At 73.3% G+C, this 19,654-nt stretch carries 13 protein-coding genes and 1 pseudogene; 8 read left to right on the top strand and 6 right to left on the bottom strand.

Annotation, left to right across the window (positions count from 1 at the left end; all coding sequences use genetic code 11):
• The first annotated feature begins 124 nt into the window (after nt 1–124).
• Nucleotides 125–2,842 (top strand): serine/threonine-protein kinase, encoded by a 2,718-nt coding sequence (locus OG289_RS46275; protein ID WP_327320016.1) that lies wholly within the window; start codon nt 125–127, stop codon nt 2,840–2,842.
• Nucleotides 2,843–2,926: 84 nt separating this feature from the next.
• Entirely contained in the window at nt 2,927–3,562 is a 636-nt protein-coding gene (locus tag OG289_RS46270) for a class I SAM-dependent methyltransferase (protein ID WP_327320015.1), read from the top strand.
• A gap of 6 nt (nt 3,563–3,568) precedes the next feature.
• On the opposite strand, the gene OG289_RS46265 is transcribed toward OG289_RS46270, so the two are convergent.
• From OG289_RS46265 to OG289_RS46245, 5 genes and pseudogenes are all read right to left on the bottom strand, one after another.
• Nucleotides 3,569–4,141 carry a phosphatase PAP2 family protein gene (locus OG289_RS46265; protein WP_327320014.1) on the bottom strand — a complete coding sequence of 191 codons (573 nt, stop codon included), beginning with the start codon at nt 4,139–4,141 and terminating at the stop codon, nt 3,569–3,571.
• On the bottom strand, nt 4,134–5,525 hold the full coding sequence (locus tag OG289_RS46260) for a diacylglycerol/lipid kinase family protein (protein WP_442819043.1): 1,392 nt from the start codon (nt 5,523–5,525) through the stop codon (nt 4,134–4,136). Before OG289_RS46260 ends, OG289_RS46265 begins: the two co-directional genes overlap by 8 nt.
• Nucleotides 5,526–5,584: 59 nt before the next feature.
• Nucleotides 5,585–6,136, bottom strand: a pseudogene (locus tag OG289_RS46255) (hypothetical protein); the annotation flags it as partial.
• A gap of 393 nt (nt 6,137–6,529) precedes the next feature.
• Nucleotides 6,530–8,557 (bottom strand): DUF1996 domain-containing protein, encoded by a 2,028-nt coding sequence (locus OG289_RS46250; protein WP_327321004.1) that lies wholly within the window; start codon nt 8,555–8,557, stop codon nt 6,530–6,532.
• A 193-nt stretch (nt 8,558–8,750) separates the two neighbouring features.
• A complete protein-coding gene (locus OG289_RS46245; RefSeq protein WP_327321003.1) occupies nt 8,751–9,515 on the bottom strand; it encodes a hypothetical protein in 765 nt (254 codons plus the stop codon).
• A gap of 402 nt (nt 9,516–9,917) precedes the next feature.
• On the opposite strand from OG289_RS46245, the gene OG289_RS46240 reads away from it, so the two are divergent.
• A complete protein-coding gene (locus OG289_RS46240) occupies nt 9,918–10,325 on the top strand; it encodes a cupin domain-containing protein (protein WP_327320013.1) in 408 nt (135 codons plus the stop codon).
• Between the two features lie 21 nt (nt 10,326–10,346).
• Here OG289_RS46240 and OG289_RS46235 read toward each other — a convergent pair whose 3' ends face one another.
• Complete coding sequence (locus OG289_RS46235) at nt 10,347–10,544, bottom strand: hypothetical protein (RefSeq protein ID WP_327320012.1); 198 nt, start codon at nt 10,542–10,544, stop codon at nt 10,347–10,349.
• 166 nt (nt 10,545–10,710) lie between these two features.
• On the opposite strand from OG289_RS46235, the gene OG289_RS46230 reads away from it, so the two are divergent.
• The 5 genes from OG289_RS46230 to OG289_RS46210 all read left to right on the top strand — a co-directional run bounded on the left by OG289_RS46230 (nt 10,711) and on the right by OG289_RS46210 (nt 19,398).
• Nucleotides 10,711–11,364: a lipoprotein gene (locus tag OG289_RS46230; RefSeq protein WP_327321002.1), complete on the top strand. Its 654-nt coding sequence runs from the start codon at nt 10,711–10,713 to the stop codon at nt 11,362–11,364.
• A gap of 116 nt (nt 11,365–11,480) precedes the next feature.
• Nucleotides 11,481–14,027, top strand: a complete 2,547-nt coding sequence (locus OG289_RS46225; RefSeq protein WP_327320011.1) for a SpoIIE family protein phosphatase — start codon at nt 11,481–11,483, stop codon at nt 14,025–14,027.
• Nucleotides 14,028–14,110: 83 nt separating this feature from the next.
• Nucleotides 14,111–16,807 (top strand): SpoIIE family protein phosphatase, encoded by a 2,697-nt coding sequence (locus tag OG289_RS46220; RefSeq protein WP_327320010.1) that lies wholly within the window; start codon nt 14,111–14,113, stop codon nt 16,805–16,807.
• A 132-nt stretch (nt 16,808–16,939) separates the two neighbouring features.
• Nucleotides 16,940–18,304, top strand: a complete 1,365-nt coding sequence (locus tag OG289_RS46215; protein WP_327320009.1) for an FAD-dependent oxidoreductase — start codon at nt 16,940–16,942, stop codon at nt 18,302–18,304.
• A 128-nt stretch (nt 18,305–18,432) separates the two neighbouring features.
• The gene (locus OG289_RS46210; RefSeq protein ID WP_327320008.1) at nt 18,433–19,398 is read left to right on the top strand and encodes a DUF1152 domain-containing protein; all 966 of its coding nucleotides are present in this window, start codon (nt 18,433–18,435) and stop codon (nt 19,396–19,398) included.
• The last annotated feature ends 256 nt before the right edge of the window (nt 19,399–19,654 follow it).

Raw genomic sequence — 19,654 nt, 5'->3', positions numbered from 1 at the left:
TTCGGGGAACCGTACCCGCTCACGTGGCGTGAACTGATCAGTGCATGACGACGGACGGGGGTGCCGGATGCGGTGGGGAGTCAGGCGGCGACAGAGCGCGTCCGAGGGGGACGGACGCGAACGCGTGGTGGAGGAGCTGCACTCCGCGGCGGCCGTCGCCGAGCAGAGCGGCGGGGCTGGGCGGTACACGGAGGCGGTGCGGCAGTACCGCAAGCTGGTCGACCGGGCCACCCGCGCCCTGGGGCCGCACGACCCCGAGACGCTCCGCATGCGCCACCAAGGCGCCCACTGGACCGGTGAGTCGGGGAAACCGGAGGCCGCGATCGAGCTGTTCGCACGGCTCTTCGCCGACCAGGAGACGCATCAGGGAGCCGGCCATCCGCACACCCACCTGGCCCTTCACCAGCTGGCCCACTGGCACGGCCGGGCCGGCCGTCACGAGGAGGCCGTGCGCCGGTACGAGGCGATGCGGCGCACGGCCGAGGCGGAGGGCCGTACCGAGGCCGCGCTGGACCTCCAGTGCAACGTCGGGCACTGGCAGTCGGAGGCCGGCGACACCGCCGCCGCGCTTCGCACGTTCACCGAGATGCTGCGGAGCGCCGAGCGGGAGCTGGGCCCGACCCACCGGATCACCGGCATCGCCAGGAACTACTACGCGCGACTCGCCGGAGGCCTGCCGCTCGGCCAGGAGGGCGGCCACGACGGGGTGGGGGACCTCTTCGAAGCGGCCCGCGCCGTCGAGGCGGCGGGCGACGTGCGGCGGGCCATGCGCATGTACAGGCAACTCGCCGACACCAACGAGCAGTTGTACGGGGCGGGCAGCGAGCAGACCCTGGACGCGCGCGTCGCCCAGGCGAAGGCGGCGGTCGCCGCGGAGGAGTTCGCGACGGCGAGCGGTGTCTTCCAACAGGTCCTGGACTGCCTGGAGTTGCGGGGCCAGGGTCCGGGAGACCCGGAGTACGACATCCTGAGCGCCCAGCGCGACGGGCTCGCCGCGCGGGCCGGAGAGACCGTGCTGCGGGTCGGCCAGGAGGCGGGCCGGGCGCTGGCCCAGGACGTGGTCTCGGCGCCGCTCACGGCGTTCGGCCTGCTGACGGGCCGGAGCGGGACCGGGGTGGCCACGGTGGTCACCGGCATCGCGGAGCAGACCGGCGGTCGCGGGCCGCGGGCGGTGCCCGTCGAGCGGTGGCAGCTCCTGCTGAACCAACTGGCGGACCAGGGCCACGAGGTGTTCGCCCTCTACTTCGCCCGCCCCGCACCGGAGCCGACGGCCGAGGACGCCGACCTGTGCGGGCGGCTGGGGCTGCCGGCGGTGTGCGTCGAGGCACGCGACGGCGAACGGGTCGACGCGCAGGCGTTCTCGTTCGGGCCCGACGGCCCCGTTGCGGTGACGTTGCAGGTGGTCGCGGCGGAGGAACCGCGCGACCGACCGCCCTCCCCCGCCGCACCGCCCGCGGCCACCGTGTTCGACGACGGGGCCCAGGCTCTCGGCGACTGGCGCGGCCAACCCCGGGCCCGCGCGTCCCGGATGGCCGACGACCCGCCCGCCTTCGGCTCCTACGAGGTCCTGCAACGCATCGGCAAGGGCGGTTTCGGGCGGGTCTACCTGTGCCGGGACGCCGACGGAATCCTCGTCGCCGTCAAGACGCTGCACGCCGAGTACGCGGCGGACGCCGACATCCGGGAGGGTTTCGCCCACGAGGTGCAGGCCGCGCGCCGGGTGCGCGAGGAGCGGTTCACCGTCCCCGTGATCGCCGCCGACACTGCCGGTGACACCCCGTGGATGGCCGTGCCGTACGTCTCCGCGCCGTCCCTGCAGGAGTTCGTCCAGCGGTTCGGCGCGCTGGACGAGCCGACCGTGCGCCGCGTGGGCGCGGGCATCGCGACCGCGCTCACCGCGATCCACGAGGCGGGGATCGTCCACCTCGACCTGAAGCCGGCCAACGTGCTGATGACCGAGGACGGGCCGCGCGTCATCGACTTCGGCATCGCCCAGATCGAGCGGCTGACCGAGCCCCGCGAGGGGTTCGCGGGCACCTACGCGTACGCCTCCCCCGAGCAGCTGCGCGGCGACGCCCGCTTCACCCCGGCCAGCGACGTCTTCTCCCTCGGCACGCTCCTGGCACGGCTCACGCTCGGCCGTCTGCCGTGGGGCAGCGACGCACCGGCCGTCGTGGAGAACATCCGTACGAACTCCCCCGACCTGTCGGGGCTGCCCGCCGACCTCGACCGCGTCGTCCGGGGCTGTCTGCACCCGGACCCCGCCCAGCGGCCCACACCCGCCGAGGTCGCCGCGGCACTGCTTCCGGAGGCGGCCGGGTCGGGACCGGTCGACGCACCGTCGCTCTCCGCAAAGGCCCGCGACCTGATCCGCGAGCACGCCACGCTGCCGGTCACCCTGCGGCACGAGACGCTGGCGTACACGAGGAGCGAGACGCAGCGCACCACCGTCGCTGGTGCCGGTGACGCCGAGACGGCGAAGGCGAGCGCGGCTCGGATCGACGAGGCCGAGGACCGGGTGGCGCGGTCGCGGGAGACGGCCCGGGAGATCGAGGCGCGGGTCCTGGCGTGGGAGCAGGGTGGCGGGTCGAGGTCCACTGAGCAGGCTCGCCGGGAGTGCGGGGAGTTCCTCGCCGAGGCCCGCGAGCGGCTGGGCGGCCGGCATCCGCTCACCCTGCGGCTTTCGGTGTCGTACGCCCTGTTGAGCTGCGCGGAGCCGGGCGGGGTCGCCCGCGCCGGGCGGGCGGTGGCGGAGGCCGCCGTGCACCTGGGCGAGGAGCATCCCACGGTGCGCGACGCCCGCACACTGCTGGCGCTGCTCGACGCGGGCGGGATGGGCTGAACGACCGCTTCTGCAAGCCGTTGTGAGGTGCCGTCAGGAGTGCGAGGATGCGCGGGACCTGCACATCACGACGGGGAGGCTGCCTTGACGGACGAGGACGACGGTCGGCGGGCGGCGCGGGTGTTCGACGCGCTGGGAGCCGCGTACGAGAAGGCGTTCGCGCACTCGGAGGCGCACCGCCGGTCCCTGGAGTGGCTGCTCGGCCGGCTCGGGCCGGGCAGTCATGTGCTGGACGTCGGCAGCGGCACGGGGCGGCCCACGGCGGAGACCCTCGCACGGGCGGGTCACGAGGTGCTGGGCGTCGACGTCTCCCCCGTCATGGTCGACCTCGCCGCGCGCCAGGTGCCGCAGGCGACGTTCCGCTGCGTCGACGTGCGTGAACTCCCCTTGGAGAAAAGCTCGTTGGACGCTGTCTGCGTGTACTTCTCGCTGCTCCAGATGGAACGTGAGCAGCAGAGCGCCCTGATCGGCCGGCTGGGGCGGGCGCTGCGGCCCGGAGGCAGTCTCGCGCTCGCCACCGTGCCGCTGGACGTGGAGGGGGTCGACGCCGTGTTCATGGGGCAGCCCGTGCGGGTGACCAGTTTCGCCGGCGAGGATCTCGTCGACGTGGTCGCCGGGGCCGGACTGACCGTGCTGGCCGAGGAGAACGTACTGTTCACCCCCGACCATCCCGAGGCCGTGCCCGAGCCCCATCTCTTCCTCCGCTGCGGCAGGGAGTAGGACCGCTCAGGGTTCGACGCGGGCGGCGAGCGCCAGGACCACCGCCGCCGCACCCGTGCCCAGCAGCGCGCCGGCCACGACGTCGCCCGGGTAGTGCACGCCGGTGTGGATCCGTGAGTAGCCGACCGCACAGGCCAGCAGGCCCAGCGGGACCGCGGAGACCGGCAGGGTCGGGCCGACGGCGGCGGCGAAGGCGACGGCCGAAGCGGTGTGCCCGGACGGGAACGACGCGGACTGCGGCATCGGCACGTGCCGGCCCGGGAACGGCGAGTCCTCGGCACGGTACGGCCGCGGACGGCGTACGAGCTGCTTGCCGAGCAGGTTGGCGGTCGCCGAGGCGACGCCGATGGCCGCGACGCCGAGGGCGGCGGCACGGCGCGGGCGGCCGCCGCGCAGGGCGAGCGCCGTGGCGACCGCGAAGGAGAGCTTGGAGTGGTCGGCGGCGGCCGACAGCCGGCGCAGCGCGGTGTCCAGAGTGGGTGTCCTGGTCACCGTGACCGTCTCGTACAGGGCCTGGTCCATGGTGGCCAGGTCACTGACCAGACGCGGGGTGGAAAGCTTCGGCCGGCGGTCAGACATCGTAGGCCTCCTTGATCGTGCGGGGGTCGGGATGGCCGAGCGCGAGGCGGACGATGCGCCGCCAGTCGACCGTGGGGGGCGCGTAGGCGGCGCCCGGGCGGTGCCGGGGCACCCGGACCCGCAGCGCGGCGGGCCGTACCGTGCACACGACGGGGGTGGCCAGTTCGAGTGCCTCGCCGTCGACGGCCACCGCGATGCGCTCCCGGTCGGCCTCGACGACGACCCGCCGGGAGGTCACCGAGGTGATGCTGCCCGCGCGCTCGCCGAGCAGGGCGAGTTCGGCGGCCTGGGCCGCGCCCTCCACCCGGACGCCGATCACTCCGAGCAGTCCGGCGTCCAGCCGGGGACGGCGGCCGCCGCCGAGCGGGTCGGCGCGGGCGTAGGCGTTGTTGCTGACCAGGAGGGCCTGCGGCGCATGGATGTGGGTGTCGTCCGTGCGGACGTCCAGGGTCGGGCCGGAGCCGCCCTGCAGCAGGTCGGGCAGGTGGTCGAGGGCGGTGGCGGCCTTGGCGTCGCGGTACTCGGGGCTCTGCACTATCTCCGCGTACGCCCCGAAGGAGACGGTGTTCACGAAGGGCCGTCCGCTGACGTCGCCGAGGTCGACGCGGAGTTCGACGCCGTGGGTGAGGGCGTCGAGGCTGCGCACGGGGTCGGCGCGGTCGAGGCCCAGGTCCATGGCGAAGTGGTTGCGGGTACCGGCCGCGACGACCAGGAAGGGCACGTCGTGTTCGGCGGCCACGGCCGCGACCAGCGCCTGGGTGCCGTCGCCGCCCGCGACGCCGAGCAGGTCCGCGCCCTCGGCGACGGCCCGGCGAGCCTCCACCGCCGGGTCGACATAGGTGTCGTCGGTGCCGAGCAGGACCACCCGGGCGCCGAGTTCCTCGGCCCGCTCGACAAGACCGTGCTTCTCGACCTTCCCGCCGCCGGAGCGGACGTTCATGATCAGGACCGGTCGGCGCGGTGGCGGGGTCTTACGGCCGTGCGTGCCCTTGGGTCGGCGCACACTGCGCAGCGAGGCCCGGGCCGAGGCCAGGGCCCCCGCCCACAGGGCGAGCGCGCCCACCGCCACCGGCCACAGGCCGGACATGGCATACATCACCAGCACGCCCATGGGCGCGACGACCGCCAGCAGGCCGCCGAGCAGCCGGGGGCCGCCACGATGCGCCAGCATCCACCACACGCCCGCCCCGGCCAGCGCGAGAAGGGCGAATCCGGCGAGCAGGATCAGCCAGCCGCCCGATCCCGCGCCCGCCATCACCACCGCGACGCAGACCGCGACCAGCACCAGGGCGAGCCTGGCCCAGCCCCGTGCGCGGGCGACGGCGTCCCGCTGTGCCGGGCCGAGGTGCGGCAGCGCCCATTTCGTCCTACGTGTCTCGTTCACCGTGCGCCCGCCATGCTCCGAGGCTCCCTGTTGTGCGTCGACAGCGCCAACGATCTCGATCAATTGTCCATGGCGCAGCACCCGGGTGTGACCACGGATCCGGTGTGGGCGCCCGTGTCGACGTCCGTGTCGGCGACGGCGTCGAGGCGGCAGAAGCAGGACGCCTGTACGGGTATGTCGGCCAGGGCGGACGCAAACTTCAGCCGCTGGGCGACGATCCGCGCCTCGGCCTCCTTGCCCAGCCGGACCAGGCACTCGTGGAGGCCGTGCAGGGACCAGACGTTGCCGGGGTGCTGGGAGGGGCGGGGCAGCGTGTCGTCGAGTCCGAGGTCGGCTCGGTAGACCGCCTCGGCCTCCACGATCCGGCCCTGCTCCAACAACAGGGCGCCGCAGGCGTGACGGGTGGGCTGCATCCAGCCCCAGGGCTCGTCGTAGGTGAGGTCGTCGTCCAGCGCGACGGACCGCTCCGGGGCGGCGAAGGCCGGGCCGTGGTTGCCCTTGCGGTACTCCAGTTCGCCGTCGAGCATCGCGGAGGCGATGGCGAGGACGTCCCGGCAGGTGTTGTTGAACAGCCTGCGGGTCTCCGGGACGCGGTCGACCGCCGCCAGGCCGCGCAGCCGGTCGGCGACCCGGAGTGCGGTCTCGGGGGGGTGGGCGACATCTCCATCGGCGCGGACCGCGGCCTCGACGCAGGCGACGGCCTCCTCGTGGTGGAAGGCGTACGACCACACCAGCCCGCGGTCGAACCACCGTTGGGCCTCGGGGGACGAGGTCGTCACGGACCGGCCGTAGGTGTCGAGGTCGTAGTACTCCGTGGACGCCGTGCGGCCGGTGCTCTCCGTGTGCTCCGTGTGCTCCATGGGGCTTCCGTCGTCGCGCGCGATTCGAGCGACGGATACCGCGCAACAGAGTGCCGGGGCGGTCTCTTGCGGGCGGGAGTACCCGGATTGGCTGCACTCAGGGCCCGTCGGCGGTGCGACGGGCCCTCGTCGAGTGGCTGGATCTCAGTGCGTACGGCGTGCGTTGCGCCACAGCACGACGAAGCCGGCGATCACCAGCAGGCCTCCGGCGGCCGCGGGCCACAGGTCGGCGCCCGTCTCGGCGAGTCCGCCGCGCTGGACGGCCTGCGGTTGGGTCCCACCGGGGGCCGTGGTGTCGGGAGCGGTGGTGGCCGGAGTGGTGGTGTCCGGAGTGGTGGTGCCGGGAGCCGTTCCGGCCGGGGCCGGGGTCTGCTCGGGGGCGGTCACGGGGGTGCCGATCTCGCCCTGCGAGCCGGTGGCGGGCGGCGCGGAGGTGGCCGCCTTGGCCGAGGGCTTGGTGTAGACACGGGACTCGGGGCTGCCGGTCACGCCACCGGAACCGGCGTTGCCCGCGTTGGGCTCGGTGCCGGCGGGGTCGGTGGTCGCGGGCTGACTCGCGGGTGCCCCGGGAGCCTGGGACGGTTCCTGCGTGCCCTCGCCGGAGCCGTTGTCGCCGTTGCCGTTGCCGTTGTTGTCGCCCGAACCGTTGTTGCCGCCGTTGCCGGAACCGTTGTCGTCCCCGTTTCCGTTGGAACCGTCGCCCGACCCGTTGTTGCCGCCGTTGTCGGCACCGCCGTTGGAACCGTCGCCCGACCCGTTGCCCGCGCCACAGGTGCGGCCCTCGTTGATGCAGTCGGCCATCTCGCGCATCAGGTCGTCGTCGAAGACGTTGATGAAGTCGCCGTGGTCCGTCACCGGCTTGTGCAGCTGCTCGGGGAAGGAGTCCACCGCGAACAGCGGGGTGGTCCTGCCGCCGTCGGCCAGGCTCGGCGCGTCGACGTCGTACACGATGCGCTGCACCAGCTGCGGAACGGCCTTGAAGCCGGCCGGGCAGGAGCCGTCGGCTGTGGCGAAGGCGACGTGGGTGCGGTGGTTGGCGCTGTCGATGTTGGTGCCGTCCCAGCAGCTCTGGAAGCGGAACGTGCGCACCACGTCGCTGCCGGCCGGGCAGAGCGGGTACTTGTCCTTCAGCTGCCGGTCCTCGAACCCGGTGCAGCTCCAGGACGCGTTGGCGTTGGCCGGGCCGTTGACGAACGCCTTGGCGTCGCCGGTGATGATGCGCAGCAGCCGGGGCATGGCGGTGACCTGGCTGCGCGGGTTGCCGACGAAGGTCAGCGTGACGTCCTTCGGGGTGACGATCTCGCCGGCGTTGCCCTCGATACCGCCGCCCGGACTGCCCGCGTCCTGCTCCCGAGTGCCGTTCTGCAGACGCAGGACGGGCCAGTAGTAGGTGGACTTGTCGCCCTGGTCCACACAGCTCGTCCCGGCCTTCGCCAGGTCGTCGTCGGAGGCGAAGGCGCTGTTGGACTGGTTGCCGACGTAGTCGTGGAAGTGGTGGGCGCCGTTGGTGACGCCCGGGGCGACGATCACGTTGTCGGAGTTGAACAGGCCGTTCGCGTTGACTCCGCAACTGGTGACGAAGGTGCCGCGAGAGGGGCCGGAACCGGGGTCCGGGGTCTGCTGAGCGGGCTGGACGGTGCTGATGTCCGCGTAGTCCGCGGCGACGGGCCCGTTCCCGGCCTGGCCGCCGTTGCCCTGCTGGTCGTTCTGCCCCGCCCCTTGGTCCTGATCCTGACCCTGCTCACCCTGGCCCTGGCTCTGCTCCTGGTCCTGGTTCTGCTTCTGGTCCTGGTTCTGTACCTGCTCCGCGGTGATCCGCAGTGTGCAGGCGGCGAGGGCGTCCAGGCCCTCCGGGCGGTCGCCGGCCCGGTCGATGGCGTCCGCGATGCGCTGGATCGTCGCGCCGCGCTTCTCCTTCAGCGGGTTCATGACCGCGTTGTCGGCGAAGGAGTTGTCCTCCCGCACGGCCTGCGCCTGGTCCTGGAGTTGGTGGTAGGCGGCGGCGATCTGCTCGTCGAGGAGGGCGAGTTCGCGGTCGACCTCGGGCGCGGCCCCCTCCGGGACGGACGTCAGGCCGCTGCCGACGTCGGGACAGTCGATCGTGACGGCGCCGACTCCCGCCACTTCCACGGAACCGCCGTCGGTGGCCGAGGCGTAGACGTTCGCCGCCATCAGTCCGCCACCGCCGAGGATCAGCGCCACGGCCGCGAAGCTCGCGCGTCGTCCGCCCGTCGGGCGTCTGCGCCTGTTCTGTACCAAGGAGTGCTCCTACGCGTCGTCGGCGGCTACGGGCATGAAATCCCCCGGCCTTATACGCAGGACGACGCAGGGCTGTTCAACTACCCCGCGAATTCATAGCAACATCTCAGGTTTGACGCTCTGGCCTGGACCTTTCCGTGGGAGCGGAAGACAGGTCCCCCGTCATTCCGCCGGCACGTCCGCAGATCGGGGCAGGGGCCTGCCGTCGACGGTGCGCACGTTCGTGCAGCAAGCCCAGGACGATGGCTGCGGCCACCGCGATGAGGTGCTCGCGGCCTGCGAGGTTGGGCTTGGCGATCGACTCGAGCACCATCGAGCCGCCGGTGAGCGTGAACACGATGGGCGCGCGGCGGACGACCGAGAGGTACGTGAACAGTCCGACGACCGCCGCGGACGGGCCGGTGTCGAGTACGTGACCGACCTCAGGTGGTAGCCCGAGACCCCACCAGCCCGGCCCCATAGCCAACATCACCCGCACGGTGAGCGTGCCGGCCAGGGTGGACGCGTAGGCGATCAGCAGGGTCCTGCGACGGCCGAGGGCGAGTTCGGCCAGGGCGAAGGCGAGGAACAACTGGGTGATGCCGGCCCACACGGGCAGGTCGAGGGCCGGGACGTACAGGGAGACGGGGGTGCGCAGCAGGGCCAGCCACAGGGGCAGGTCGCCCTGGACCCCGCCGAGGAGCCGCACCGCCGCCGCGCCGGTGGGGTGCTGGGCGATGGCGTGGAAGAAGATCACGCCCGCGCAGGCCACGAACGCCAGCAGCAGCGCGGCGGGACCGCGCCGGCGCAGTTGTCGGAGCGGATCGACGACGATGCCGTACCACTCGCCCCGCAACGTCCGGCCGACGAACCTGGCCGCGTGCGCGAGCACGCCGCGGAGCGGCCTGTCCTCGGGCCGGCCGACGAGCGTGTCGCCCCCGGCACGGCTGTCCCGAGGCTCGCCCTCAGCGCCGCTGTCGCGAGGCCGCTCCACTTCCGGACGCAGGATGCTCAAGGTCTCCCCCAAACACTCGTCGCACGAGGTTTCGTACGAGTCACGCCCTGGTAGACGCAAAGACGGCCTGCGAGGCTCACTCCCTTCGCAAGCCGTCTACCTCACACTTCGCCGGGGCACTCGCTGACACCCGGTCACGTCGGCGTAACCGAAGTGGGCTAATGTCACGTCCGTGGAACGCACTGACCAGCGGAACATGACCCCGGCCAGGTTACGTCGCACAGTGGGCCCGACCGGCCCCGGCGCCCCCGGCCCCCGCCCGTCCCGGACGACCGCCGCGTGAACCGCCCGTCGCCCGTGGAGACCCGCCCCACCGTCGAACCCGTGCCGGCCCTGCTCGCCGACGGCCTCCTCACCGAACGGCTCGCCCTGGCCGTACCCGAGGCCACCAGGGTCGTGGTGACGGACTACGAGATCCCGCCCGGCGGTTCGCTGCCCTGGCACTACCACGAGGGCCGGGTCGTCGCCGTGGTGACTGCGGGCGTCCTGACCCGGACCCTGGCGGACGGGTCCGAGTGCGTGACGCCCGCCGGCGGGTGCGTCGTCGAGCCGGTGGGGCCGCAGGGCGTGCACATGGCGCAGAACCGGGAGCGGGAGCCCCTGCGTATCTGCGCCCTCTTCTTCCTTCCGCAGGGCAGGCCGCTGTCTACGCGCGCAGAACCGCCGGCCGCCGTCGCGTACGGCTGACGTGCGGCGGGCCCGTCCTGGTCAGCGTTGTGGCCGACGGCCCGCCTCCTGGTACGGCAACGTCTGCTCGGCGACCGGCCGCGTGGGCTTGGGCAGGGTGGGCTTGGGCAGGGTGGCGACCTCCTCCTGCGCCTCGAGCAGCTGCCGCGCCCCGGCGTCGGGGAGCACCGGTGCGAGCGGCGGGCGTCGTCGACGCCAGTCGCTGACGGTCTTGCTCATGCCGCTGTGGATTCCCACCCCGAGCGCGGATGTGACGGCACGTCACCCGTCCACGCCGGAGAGCGGCCGGGGCCCCTCGGTTGCCGGGGCCCCTCGGTTACAGTGCCCCGCCGGCATCGGGCCGGTACCGAGAGGAGACACGGCAGTGCGCTTTGGGGCGGGGAACGTGGGGCACGTGGGGCGGGGACTGACGCTGGCGGCCCTGGTGACGGGGCTGGTGACGGGCTGCACGGCTGAGGGCGGGAGCTCGGACGCCGCGTCGGGCGCGTCGGCGAAGACGACCGCGAAGGTCGCGCAGCGCGGAGGGTCCGTCGGGGCCTCCGGGTCCGCCTGCGAGCTCCCGGTCACCTTCGACATCGCCGAGTTCTGGAAGGCCGAGGCCGTCGACGCCGGGGAGGCGACCGCCACCACCGGCGACCTGGCCGAGCTGGCCGACGCGTTCCTGCGCCAGGGCCCGGTCACCATGGCCTGCGAGGTCGACGCCAAGCCGGCGGGGAAGATCGGGTTCCTCCGCGTGTGGACCGGTGAACCGGGCGACGCGGACGCGCGCAGCGTGCTGGAGGACTTCGTGGCCGCCGAGAAGGGGGCGAGCGGGGCCAAGTACCGCACGTTCAAGACGGGCGACGTCACCGGCACCGAGGTCGAGTACGTCACCACCAGCGAGCTTCTCGAGGAGACGAAGGCGGAACACGCGCTCGCCGTCACCACGTCCCAGGGTCCCGTCGTCCTGCATCTCGGCGGTATGGACACCGAGGAGCACGAGGCCATGCTCCCGGCCTACGAGCTCGCCAAGAGCACCCTGCACGCCACCACCGCCTGACCGGTCCACAGCCGGGCAGGCGGCCCGTCGTCGCGCGGCGCGGATGCGCATCGGGCCAGGTGTGGCGCATTCTTGCTGTGTCGCCCAAGCGGCGGCGCACGGACGAGGTAGGGCCGATGACTGGGAGCGCCGGGGACGAGCGGAAGCCGTCCGGACCGCCGCCCGCGCTGCTGACCCGGGCCGTGGCGGACGCGCTGCGGGCGACGGGCGGCCGCGCCGGTGGTGTGTACCTGTGCTCGGCCACGTCCGGGCTGCTGCGCCTGGCGGTCCTCGCGGGGCTGCCCGGCCGGCTGTTCCGCCCCTGGTGGCGGGTGCACGTGGACCGGCCGTTCCCGGTGGCCGACGTGTTCCGGACGGGCGTACCGGTGGTGCTGGCGAACGCCACCGAGATGATGCGCCGCTATGCGCAGTTCGCGGCGGGCCTGCCCTTCCAGTTCGGTTCGCTGTACGTGCCCGTAGTGGCGGACGGGCGGTCCTTCGGTGTGCTGACCCTGCTGCGCCCGGCGGTGGCCGACGGGGCGGAGGTGCTGGCGGAGCGTGAACGGGTGACGGCCGTGGCGGCCGCCCTGGGCGCGGCCCTGTTGCGGCTGGAAACGGACGGCGGGACCGTCACCTGGGACGACGAGCCGCTGTGCGTACGGCCGCCGGCCGTGGGACCGGCCCCGGGGCGCGTCGGGCGGTTCTCGTGGGACCCGGCGACCGACGCCGTCACCCTGGACGAGCGGGCACGGGCCCTGCTCGGGCTGCCCCCGGGCGAGCCCCCGGGCACACTGGACGCCCTGGCCAGGGCCGTCGACCCGACGGACGCCCACCGCCTGCCCGAACTGCTGCGCGAGACGGCCCAGGGCCGGCCCCCGCCGCTGCCGGTCCAGGTGCGCACCAGCGAGGGCGGCCTGCGGCTGCTGGAGCTGTGGGAGGCGACCGACGTGGAGGCCGGGCCTGCGGGTGGCCCCGCCGCGCCGCCCGCCACACCCCGCCCCCTCGCCGGCGTCCTCCTCGATCCCGGTCCGGGCGCCCTCGCCGACGGAGCCGCCGATCTCCTCCCGGAGGGCGTGTTCTGCCTCGACCGGCTCGGGCTCGTCGTCTACGCCAATGCCCGCGCCGGGCACCTCCTGGGCGTACCGCGGGAACGGCTGGTCGGCCGGTCGCTGTGGGAGGCCGTGCCGTGGCTGACCCAGCCGGCGTCCGAGGAGCACCTGCGGGGCGCCCTGCTGACGCCGGAGCCCGCGCACTTCCACGTGCGGCTGCCCACCACCGCCGACCCGCTCTCGGTCCCGCGGCCGTACGAGGGCGACTGGCTGCGCGTGTCCCTGTACCCCGGCGCGGATCTGACCACCTGTACGGCGGTCCCCGCGAGCCGTGTGCCGCACGCCGCGGCCCCCGAGCCCGCGGACCCGGACGCCCCCGCGCCGGACACCGCCGCCTCGGCCCCGCTGTCCTACCGGCCCATCGTCCTGGCCATCGCGCTGACGGAGGCGGTGACCGCCCGCCAGGTGTCGGCGGTTGTCATGCAGGAGCTGTTGCCGGCGTTCGGCGGCCGTCGGCTGGCCATCTACCTCCTCCAGGAGCGGCACCTGTACCTGGCGTGGGAGTCCGGCTTCCCCGACGGCTTCCTGGCCCCCTTCGAAGGGGTGGGGCTGGACGCCCGGCTGCCCGGCGTGGAAACCCTCACCACGGGCCGTCCGCTCTTCTTCGACTCGATGCAGCAGCTCGCGGCCGCCTACCCGGGCATCGCCCTGGACGCGTCCGAGGGCGCCCGCGCCTTCCTCCCGCTGATCGCCTCCGGCCGCCCGGTCGGCTCGTGCATCCTCGGTTTCGACGGTCCGCGCAGCTTCACCTCCGAGGAGCGCACCGTGCTGACCGCGCTCGCCGGTCTGATCGCCCACGCGATGGAGAAGGCCCAGCGCTACGACACCGAGGCGGCTCTCGCCCGCGGGCTCCAGCAGGCACTGCTCCCCCGGCGGCTGTCGCAGCACGCCGGCGTGGAGACCGCCGGCCGCTACCTGCCGGGCACCGAGGGCATGGACGTGGGCGGCGACTGGTACGACGTCGTGGAGGCAGGGGACGGGCTGGCCCTGGTCATCGGGGACGTCCAGGGGCACGGGGTGCAGGCGGCGGCCACCATGGGGCAGCTGCGCAGCGCGGTGCGGGCGTTCGCGCTCAGCGACCGGCCCCCGGAGGAGGTCATGGGCGGTACGAACCGTCTCCTCATCGACCTGGACCCCGGTCAGTTCGCCAGTTGCTGCTACGTCCGGCTGGACCCGGCCACCGGTCTGGCCCGGGCGGCCCGAGCCGGGCATCTGCCGCCGCTGCTGCGCCACCCCGACGGGCGAACCGAGGTCGTGGAGCTGCCCGGCGGTGTCGTGCTCGGAGTGGATCCGCGCGCCAACTACCCGGTGACGGAACTGCGGCTGGAGCCGGGCGCGATCCTCGCCCTGTACACGGACGGACTCGTCGAGCGGGCCGGTCACGACATCGACGAGGGCATCACGGCGCTGCGCACGGTCCTGGCCGAAGCCGACGCTCACGCGGGCCGTTCCCTCGCCGATGTCGCCGACCGGCTCACCGCGACGGCCCGGCAGGCCGTCGACCGGCCCGACGACATCGCCCTGCTGCTGGCCACCCGGCGCGGGGGCGGCGGAAGTCGCCCAAGGCGAGCGTGACCCGAGGCGAGCGTGACGGGGACCGTCCGTGACGTTCCGTGACGCCTCTCGCCTCACGCGGCCGGGCAGTGTAGACATGGCACATGGTCCGACTCCTGGGGCGCTCGGATGCCCGGCCGGCCCGTCGTCCCCGGAGCCTGCGGGTCCGGCGTACGCCCGAGTCCGCGCTGGGCGGGCGCAGTCTCGCCGCGCAGGTGTTCGTCCTGCAGGTGGTCATCGTGCTGGTGCTGGTCGTGGCGGCCGTGGTGGCGCTGCTGCTCCAGGTGCGGCACGACAGTACCCAGGAGGCCCGCAACCGCTCCCTCGCCGTCGCACAGACCTTCGCCAACTCGCCGGGCATGGTGGAGGCGCTGGACAGCCCGAATCCGACGGCCGTGCTCCAGCCCCGGGCCGAGGCCGCCCGCAAGGCCGCGGAGATGGACTTCCTCGTCGTCATGAACACCGACGGCATCCGCTACACCCACCCCAAGCCGGACCGCATCGGGAAGAAGTTCGTCGGGACCATCCAGCCGGCGCTGGACGGCGGCATCGTGGTCGAGGAGGTCGACGGGACCATCGGCCGGCTGGTCCAGGCCGTCGTACCGGTGAAGGCGGCCGACGGGAGGGTGGTCGGGCTGGTGTCGTCCGGCATCACCACCGCGCACGTCGGCGGCACCGCCGACCGTCAGCTGCCGCTCGTCCTCGCCAGCGCCGCCGTGGCCCTCGCCCTGGCCACGGCGAGCACGGCGCTGGTCAGCCGCCGGCTGCTGCGTCAGACGCACGGGCTGGGACCGCGCGAGATGACCCGCATGTACGAGCACCACGACGCCGTGCTGCACGCCGTACGGGAAGGGGTGATCATCGTCGGCGGCGAGGGCGACCTGCTGCTCGCCAACGACGAGGCGCAGCGGCTGCTCGACCTGCCCCCGGACGCCGAGCGCCGGCAGGTCCTCGACCTGGGCCTGGACCGGGACACGGCCGAACTGCTGGCCTCCGGGCGGATGGTCACGGACGAGGTGCACCTGGTCGGGGACCGGCTGCTGGCGATCAACCAGCGGCCCACCGACCTGGCGGGCGGACCGGCCGGCAGCGTCGCCACGCTGCGCGACTCCACGGAGCTGCGCGCCCTGTCGGGCCGGGCGGAAGCGGCCCGCGAGCGCCTCGACATGCTGTACGCGGCCGGGGTGGCCATCGGGACGAGCCTGGACGTGGCCCGGACGGCGGAGGAGCTGACGGAGCTGGCGGTGCCGAGGTTCGCGGACTTCGCGACCGTCGACCTGTTCGACGCCGTCCTGGACGGCGAGGAGCCGGGGGCACGGGGCGCGCTGCGGCGCACGGCGATGAGCGGGATCCGCAAGGGCGCGCCGCTGTACGCGGTGGGCGAGCGGATCCGGTTCGTGGACTCCGCCCCGCAGGCCCGCAGTCTCGGCGGGGAGCGGGCGGTCCTGGAGGCCCGTCTCGCCCAGTCTCCGGGCTGGCGTGCCCAGGATCTCGAACGGACCGAGCAGGTCGTGGAGTTCGGCATCCACTCGCTGATCACCGTGCCCGTGCGGGCCGGGGCGCTGATCCTGGGCGTGGTCAGTTTCTGGCGTTCTGAGCGGCCCGATCCCTTCGATCCGGACGAGGTGGTGCTCGCGGAGGAGCTGGTGGCGCGGGCCGCGATCTCCATCGACAACGCGCGCCGCTTCACCCGTGAGCACGGCATGGCCGTCACGCTGCAGCGGAGTCTGCTGCCGCGCACCCTGCCCGAGCAGAACGCCCTGGACATCGCCTACCGCTATCTGCCCGCCCAGGCGGGCGTGGGCGGTGACTGGTTCGACGTGCTGCCCCTGTCCGGGGCCCGGGTGGCGCTGGTCGTCGGTGACGTGGTGGGCCACGGGCTCCACGCGGCGGCCACCATGGGGCGGCTGCGCACCGCGGTCCACAACTTCTCCGCCCTGGACCTGGCGCCCGAGGAACTTCTGGTGCTGCTGGACGAGCTGGTGGCCCGGATCGACCAGGACGAGGCGGCGGACGGCCTCAACGCGCCCGTCACCGGGGCGACGTGTCTGTACGCCATCTACGATCCGGTCGCCCGGCGCTGCACCGTCGCCCGCGCCGGGCATCCGCCGCCGGCGCTGGTCCATCCCGACGGCCGGGTCGAGTTCCCCGACGTGCCCGCCGGGCTTCCGCTGGGGCTGGGCGGGCTGCCGTTCGAGACGGTCGAGCTGGAGCTGGCCGAGGGGAGTTCGCTGGTGCTGTACACCGACGGGCTGGTGGAGGACCGGGAGCGGGACATAGACACGGGTCTGGAAATGCTGCGCACCGCCCTGGCGCCGAGCGCGGACGGCTCGCCGGAGCAGACCTGCCAGGCCGTCCTGGACGCGATGCTGCCGGCCCGCCCGAACGACGACATCGCGCTGATCGTGGCGCGCACGCGGGCGTTGGGCGTGGACCGGGTCGCCGAGTGGGACGTGCCGATGGACCCGGCGGCGGTGGGCGAGGTGCGGGCGGCGGTGGTCCGGCAGCTGGCGCGCTGGGACCTGGAGGACCTGTCGTTCACGACGGAGCTGATCCTGAGCGAACTGGTCACCAACGCGATCCGCTACGGCAGCGGGCCCGTGGGCGTCCGCCTGCTGCGCGACCGGACCCTGATCTGCGAGGTCTCCGACAGCAGCAGCACCTCACCGCACCTGCGGTACGCGGCCATGACGGACGAGGGCGGGCGCGGACTGTTCCTCGTGGCCCAGCTCACCGACCGCTGGGGTACCCGCTACACACCGAAGGGCAAGGTCATCTGGGCGGAACAGCCGCTGCCGTGACGCGGGTTGACGCCCGGGTTACTCATAAATGATGGTTATGAGTCCATAGACCGGACCCGCGTACCGAGTAAGGCTTGCCTCAGCTTAGGCTTCCCCCGAGTCGATCTGTCGCCACTCGAAGGGAACCTGATCATGCCCCGCCCCCTGCGGGTAGCCATTGTCGGAGCCGGCCCCGCCGGGATCTACGCCGCCGACGCGCTGCTCAAGTCCGATGTGGCCGCCGACCCTGGTGTCTCCGTCGATCTCTTCGAGCGCATGCCGGCCCCGTTCGGCCTGATCCGTTACGGCGTCGCCCCGGACCACCCGCGCATCAAGGGCATCATCACGGCCCTGCACCAGGTCCTCGACAAGCCGCAGATCCGCCTCTTCGGCAACGTCGACTACCCGAACGACATCAGCCTGGACGACCTGCGCGCCTTCTACGACGCCGTGATCTTCTCGACCGGCGCGACGGCCGACCGCGAGATGTCGGTCCCCGGCATCGAGCTGGAGGGCTCCTACGGCGCCGCGGACTTCGTCTCCTGGTACGACGGCCACCCGGACGTGCCGCGCACCTGGCCCCTGGAGGCCGAGAAGGTCGCCGTCCTGGGCGTCGGCAACGTCGCCCTCGACGTGGCCCGCGTGCTCGCCAAGACGGCGGACGAGCTGCTGCCCACGGAGATCCCGGCGAACGTCTACGAGGGCCTCAAGGCCAACAAGGCGCTGGAGATCCACGTCTTCGGCCGCCGTGGCCCGGCGCAGGCGAAGTTCTCCCCGATGGAGCTGCGGGAGCTGGACCACTCCCCCAACATCGAGGTCATCGTCGACCCGGAGGACATCGACTACGACGACGGCTCGATCGCGACCCGGCGCGGCAACAAGCAGGCCGACATGGTCGCCAAGACGCTGGAGAACTGGGCGATCCGCGACGTCGGCGAGCGCCCGCACAAGTTGTTCCTCCACTTCTTCGAGTCGCCCTCGGAGATCCTCGGCGAGGACGGCAAGGTCGTCGGCCTGCGCACCGAGCGCACCGTCCTCGACGGCACGGGCAACGTCAAGGGCACCGGCGAGTTCAAGGACTGGGACGTCACGGCGATCTACCGCGCCGTCGGCTACCTCTCCGAGAAGCTGCCGAAGCTGCCCTGGGACCTCGACTCGGGCACCGTCCCGGACGAGGGCGGCCGGGTCATCGAGGAGTCCGGCGCGCACCTGCAGTCCACCTACGTCACCGGCTGGATCCGGCGCGGCCCGGTCGGTCTGATCGGTCACACCAAGGGCGACGCCAACGAGACCGTGTCCAACCTTCTCGACGATCACGCCAACGGCCGTCTGCACACGCCTGCTTCGCCCGAGCCGGAGGCCGTGGACGCGTTCCTCGCCGAGCGCGAGGTCCGCTTCACCACCTGGGAGGGCTGGTACAAGCTGGACGCCGCCGAGAAGGCGCTGGGCGAGCCGCAGGGCCGCGAGCGCGTGAAGATCGTCGAGCGCGAGGACATGCTGCGGGAGAGCGGCGCGTAGTCCGAGGGGCAGGGTTCGGGGGCCGCTTCGCGCTGTTGACAGGCTCCCGAACCCCACCTCACGGGCGGCTCACGGCAGTTGCCGGTATTCCGCTGGGCAGCATGATCGACGCCTGTTAGCGTCCCGGGGTGTTCTCCCTCCACGAACCCCCCTTCTTCACCCGGCTGCGCGACGCACACCGGATACTCGTCGCGGGTGCGGGCGGCGGCTTCGACGTGTACGCGGGCCTTCCGCTGGCGCTCGCCCTGCGGTCTGCGGGCAAGGACGTCCACCTGGCCAACCTGTCCTTCGCCGACCTGTACGGGCTGCCCGCCGAGGTCTGGCAGGAGCCGGACGTGGCGGCGGTGCGCCCCGACACCCCGGCCCGCGGCGACTACTTTCCCGAACACACCCTGGCAACCTGGCTGGACCGGCACGGCCTGCCCGCCACGGTGTATGCCTTCCCCCGGACCGGCGTGAAGCCCCTGCGGGACGCCTACCGTGCCCTCCTGGACCACCTGGGCGGGATCGACGCCGTCGTCCTGGTCGACGGCGGCACGGACATCCTGATGCGCGGCGACGAGCACGGCCTCGGCACGCCGGAGGAGGACATGGCCAGCCTGGCGGCCGTGCGCGCCCTCGACGAGGTCCCGCACCGGCTGGTGGCCTGCCTGGGCTTCGGCGTGGACGCGTATCACGGCGTCAACCACGCCCTGGTCCTGGAGAACCTGGCCGCGCTGGACCGCGACGGCGCCTACCTCGGCGCGTTCTCCCTCCCCCGCGACAGCACGGAGGGCACCCTCTACCTCGACGCGGTCGCCCACGCCCAGGCCTCCACCCCCGGCCACCCGAGCATCGTGAACGGCTCGGTCGCGGCCGCCGTACGCGGCGACTTCGGCGACGTGCGCTTCACCGAGCGGACGCGGAACAGCGAGCTGTTCGTGAACCCGCTCATGGCGCTGTACTTCTGCGTCGACGCCGTGGGGCTGGCCCGCCGCAACCTCTACCTGGACCGGCTGGAGGACACCGTCCTCATGCGCCAGATCAGCACCCGCGTCGAGGAGTTCCGGGACGGCCTTCCCGTCCTGCGGCAGCCCCGGGCGTTCCCCCACTGAGACCGGTCGGTCAGCGGGCCGCGAGGTCCCGTCCGCCGATGACGGCCGGCGCCGCGGTCGGGAGCGGCGCGGCGGCGCCCTGGGACACGAAGGCGGCCGGTGTCACGGCGGGGACGGGCACGTCGAGCCACGGGTACAGGGCGGCCGGCGCAGCGCGAGGACCGACAGGCCGAGGACGGCCAGAACCAGGGTGGTCTCCGCGTTCGCGGGACGGTGGCGGGTACGCCACACGAGCCGGCCGAGGGCCGCGACGACT

This window comes from Streptomyces sp. NBC_01235 (assembly GCF_035989285.1).
In the GTDB taxonomy this organism is placed as follows: Bacteria; Actinomycetota; Actinomycetes; order Streptomycetales; family Streptomycetaceae; genus Streptomyces.
Note: the sequence above shows the minus strand (reverse complement) of the source record. Positions and strands in the feature narration are given on the sequence as shown.

Excerpts from the sequence above, each read along its gene's own strand:
- OG289_RS46265 (WP_327320014.1), bottom strand. The coding sequence starts at position 4,141 with ATGTCTGACCGCCGGCCGAAGCTTTCCACCCCGCGTCTGGTCAGTGAC.
- OG289_RS46250 (WP_327321004.1), bottom strand. The coding sequence starts at position 8,557 with ATGGCGGCGAACGTCTACGCCTCGGCCACCGACGGCGGTTCCGTGGAA.
- OG289_RS46235 (WP_327320012.1), bottom strand. The coding sequence starts at position 10,544 with ATGAGCAAGACCGTCAGCGACTGGCGTCGACGACGCCCGCCGCTCGCA.
- OG289_RS46225 (WP_327320011.1), top strand. The coding sequence starts at position 11,481 with ATGACTGGGAGCGCCGGGGACGAGCGGAAGCCGTCCGGACCGCCGCCC.
- OG289_RS46220 (WP_327320010.1), top strand. The coding sequence starts at position 14,111 with ATGGTCCGACTCCTGGGGCGCTCGGATGCCCGGCCGGCCCGTCGTCCC.
- OG289_RS46215 (WP_327320009.1), top strand. The coding sequence starts at position 16,940 with ATGCCCCGCCCCCTGCGGGTAGCCATTGTCGGAGCCGGCCCCGCCGGG.